At 34.2% G+C, this 3,983-nt stretch carries 3 protein-coding genes; all 3 read right to left on the minus strand.

Annotated elements, in window-relative coordinates; translation table 11 throughout:
• Positions 1-545: 545 nt before the first annotated feature.
• The 3 genes from ACFO5T_RS13990 to ACFO5T_RS14000 all read right to left on the minus strand — a co-directional run bounded on the left by ACFO5T_RS13990 (position 546) and on the right by ACFO5T_RS14000 (position 3,830).
• On the minus strand, positions 546-1,625 hold the full coding sequence (locus ACFO5T_RS13990; protein WP_380035618.1) for an HpaII family restriction endonuclease: 1,080 nt from the start codon (positions 1,623-1,625) through the stop codon (positions 546-548).
• Entirely contained in the window at positions 1,622-2,887 is a 1,266-nt protein-coding gene (locus tag ACFO5T_RS13995; RefSeq protein WP_380035621.1) for a DNA cytosine methyltransferase, read from the minus strand. Before ACFO5T_RS13995 ends, ACFO5T_RS13990 begins: the two co-directional genes overlap by 4 nt.
• A gap of 397 nt (positions 2,888-3,284) precedes the next feature.
• A complete protein-coding gene (locus tag ACFO5T_RS14000; RefSeq protein ID WP_380035624.1) occupies positions 3,285-3,830 on the minus strand; it encodes an HNH endonuclease in 546 nt (181 codons plus the stop codon).
• Positions 3,831-3,983 lie beyond the last annotated feature (153 nt).

Here is a 3,983-nt window from a genome sequence, read left to right on the forward strand (position 1 = left end):
CTTTAGGCATTTTTGAGTAGTGGCCTGTGGCGGCTGATTGAGTAGGGTGGGAGCTTTAAAATCCTAGCAGATTTGCTCTATGATCTATCTGTGCCAGATCCTTGATTATAGCGCTTACAATCGCTCTTAAACCGATTTTGAAGCGTAGCCATACGATTGCGGTAATTACCAAGTATGCAACTGCCTTTTGTGTAGCTTATTTTATCGTGAACTGCAAGCCCTTGGGCAATCAGCCGCCACGGTTTGGTATATGAAAAGTAGGGCAGTAAGTAAGCTGTTTTCATTCGGTTGAGCCACGAGCCATATTTTTAATTTTTCTTTTTTAACTTTTCAGTTATAAAAATACAAAATTAAAAATGTGGTGGCATTGTAAACACGCAACTACCTTTCGATTAAGCCAAAATCGCCCTATTTTTTATATACATTGTTCTCTACTGGCTTTCTGCGTTCAGATTGGTTTTCAGCGTTGGCAGAGACATACTCTTTTACAGTTTGGGCGTAACTTGGATGGCGCGACTGTGAAAGTGTATGACTCGTAGCGTTGGCTATTTCGTGAACCTAATCTGCAAGTTTAGATTAAAATAGAATTCGTTGTTCTCTTTATAAATCTCGCCAAATCCGTGTCTTGATGAACTTGCAGTATCGAGTTTTGTATTATTCAGCAAATAATCTTCAAATTCATTTCTGTTGTAAATGTGATAACACAAAACATCGCCATTTTCTTTGACAATTAAATATCCGCCAGTCGCATCATATTTTCCGCTCCAAACTTTCGAAGGCATCATTCCGAGCGCAACATCAGTTAAGAGGCGTTTTATTTTATATTCGTAAAATTTATGTTCGTTTTCAACATCAAATTCTAAAGGGTTTTTGTCTGAAGTTTGATTTACTAAATCTGTCAAATGAGAATACTCACTCGAGTAAAAGTCAAATACAATTTGAGATAGAATTTGTGGTAACAAACTATCTATTAAAACAAGATTATTAGAGAATATTTGTCTTTCTGTTTTCACAAATTCAAATGAGCCACTATTAGCTTGAATTTCTGAAATTCTATCCATTATTTTACTTCGAGAAGAAATCGAATTAATGTCATCAATTTGATTGTCAGTAAAGTCAACTCCATTTATTTTGAAAATAAAATTAGTTGTCTTTCCAGCGTTTAATAGAGTAGAAGGACTTCCTAATTGCGATTTGATGCTAAAACCCAAAGTTGGTTGTTGGTTCGTTCTTTGGTCGTGAACGACTATTGTAATATCCGTTTTAGCTGACGAACTTGCTTTTAAGGAAATGCAATTTATCGATTGCATAAAGTCTTCAATTTCTGGAACAGAAAATGTTCTTTCTCGATTTTCTTTAATTGCATTGAGAAGAAACAGAGCTTTGATTTTGAATTGTTCTATTGGAATTTTCAAAACTTGTTCATCGCCTGAAATTAATATGATTTCGTCTTTGATAGAGTATTCAAAGTCGCCATTGTTTTCTGAACGCAGAATCTTGATAATTGGGTAAACTAACCCTTCAAGTCTTTCAATGTCTTTATCGCCCAGAAATAGTTGTTTGTCGCCTAATAATTTGAAAAGAGCATAAATTTCACTCCATTCGCCTTTATTTCCTGTAATCATTTGCAGTTAAGTTTTTCAATTATTTTTTCCGCTGTCGCTTGAATTGCTGGAACTGCAACTGAATTTCCAAATTGTTTATATGCTTGAGCGTCAGAAACTACAATTTTAAAATCGTCTGGAAAACCTTGTAATCTTGCCCATTCTCGTGGTGTCATTTTTCTAATTCCTTCTCGATTAACTTCGCCAGTAATGTGAGTCACGGGAACGAAATTTGTCAATCTATCATCTAAAACTAAATTTCGTTCTCTTCCCATTCCACCACAAACTACAGCATTAGCGATTCCATCATTTGCGATAATTTGGTACCCAAAACCATTTCCTTTGCTCTCGTGTCGAGCTCTGTGGTTTTTTAAAGTCTGAACATAAGTTGTAGATAGATAATATTTTACTGAAACTTCTTCTTGCTCTAAAATATCATCTAAAACGACTTCTTTTTTTGTTGGTTCAGGATATTGAAAATCCGTTATTCCCAAATCTTTTCGGAAACCAACAATGAATATACGTTCTCTATTTTGCGGAACGCCAAACTCTTTGGCATTTAGGATTTGTGGCTCTGGCACATAATAATTTAAATCTTCTCGTAGTACATTTAAAATTGTCGATAATGTTTTTCCTTTATCGTGATTTCTTAAGCCTTTTACATTCTCGAGAAAGATTGCTTTTGGTTGTTTCTTTTTTATAATCTCTGCAACCTCAAAAAATAGTGTTCCACGAGTATCTTCAAATCCGCCACGCCTTCCTGCAATTGAAAATGCTTGACAAGGAAATCCAGCGCAAAGCACATCAAAATTATCTGGAATATAACTTTTGGTTTTATCTTTAGTTATATCGCCAAATGGGATTTCGCCAAAGTTAGCTTTGTAGGTTTGCTTTGAGTATTTGTCCCATTCGCTTGTAAAAACGCATTTCCCATTAAGATTTTGTAATGCCATTCTAAAACCACCAATTCCTGCAAAAAGGTCAATGAATTTGAATTTTGGTTTTTCTGGTGCTGGAAAAGGTATTGATTTATTTAGGTCGAAAATCAAATATTGAAGTGCTTCTTCCGCGACTTTGTTCGTGATTTGTTCAGTCGGATATTCTTTAGTCAATCTTTCTTTTACGAAAGCAAGTGCATCTTTTTTGTAAAACTGCGAAACACCGTTTTTATGATTATGCAAATAATGTGTAAAAGAAGCTGGTTTAGAATTATCAGGTTCAACTATTTTAATTTCAAATAGCTGTCCGTCAATGTTTTCTATATCAATTCTCTCTTTTATCATATCAATGTGATTTCAACTTCACAAGTTAAAAAAGTTTTTTACGCTTTGTTCGGTTTGTGCGTTTTTTTGTTCACATTCTTTTGTAGACAAACTTGCTCGAGCGCAAAGGCAGAAACAGCTCTTTTATTTTTTCAGCTTTGGGTGATGCGTTTGGAAAAATAAATGTGCTGTTTTAGCTGTGGCTTTTAGCTTGTAGAGAACGGTTTTGTATATGGCTCGTAGCGTGCAAATTAGCGATAACCTTTCGGATAAGCACGAGCCGAATTTTTTAATTTTCTTACTACCTTTTCTTTTCAATAAGTCAAATTTAAAAATTTGGCGGACTTCCAAATATGCCTTAACTTCTATTAAGCAACTAATTAGCTATGAGCTATATACGTTGTTACCCAACGTTTTTTTATTCGGTTACAGAACTCCAATTTTCGCCAGTTTTTATTCTGTGAATTTGCATATCAGAAACTCCAAAACGTTTCGCAATCATACTCAGTCTGTTTTTTTTATTTTTTAATTGACGTTTGATAATTTTTACTTTTCCCGCGTTCAATTTACCAATATTTTTACTCCTTTTTTTAACGATTTCTTCCCAATCTGGATGGCTAAATTGATGAAGTTCCTTTTCTCGTTTCGTTGCCCACTTTAGGTTTTCTATTCTATTGTCAGTTTTGTCATAGTTCAAGTGAATAACACAAATTCCGTTATTTTTTTCAAGAAAATGTTCCGCAACAAGTTTATGAACGTATCTGCTTGTTTGTTTTCCATTTTTTTTTTGTTTCACAGGTAAATTTTGGTATCCGTTTATGAAATATTCTTTTACAATAAATTCCTCCTCCGTTTTGCAGTTTATTATTCGACCGTAATTTGATATTTTAAACTTCTCTTTTTCGGAAATTTTATCATCAAATTCAATCTCTTTCCATTCTTCATTCCAATAATTTCGTATCATTCTCGATGTTTGTCTTAAATGTTGGGTAACAGGCCACTACATAAAGCGAGTGCGGCATTTTGCTGGTGTGCCTGTTTTTTGTTTTTTAATTGATTGTTTAAATATACACTTATTTGTGAATCTGTCGCCGCGCATAGAGCTTTCAAAAATGTC

This window comes from Dokdonia genika, assembly GCF_042652845.1.
GTDB lineage: Bacteria > Bacteroidota > Bacteroidia > Flavobacteriales > Flavobacteriaceae > Dokdonia > Dokdonia donghaensis.

Excerpts from the sequence above, each read along its gene's own strand:
- ACFO5T_RS13990 (WP_380035618.1), bottom strand. The coding sequence starts at position 1,625 with ATGATTACAGGAAATAAAGGCGAATGGAGTGAAATTTATGCTCTTTTC.
- ACFO5T_RS13995 (WP_380035621.1), bottom strand. The coding sequence starts at position 2,887 with ATGATAAAAGAGAGAATTGATATAGAAAACATTGACGGACAGCTATTT.
- ACFO5T_RS14000 (WP_380035624.1), bottom strand. The coding sequence starts at position 3,830 with ATGATACGAAATTATTGGAATGAAGAATGGAAAGAGATTGAATTTGAT.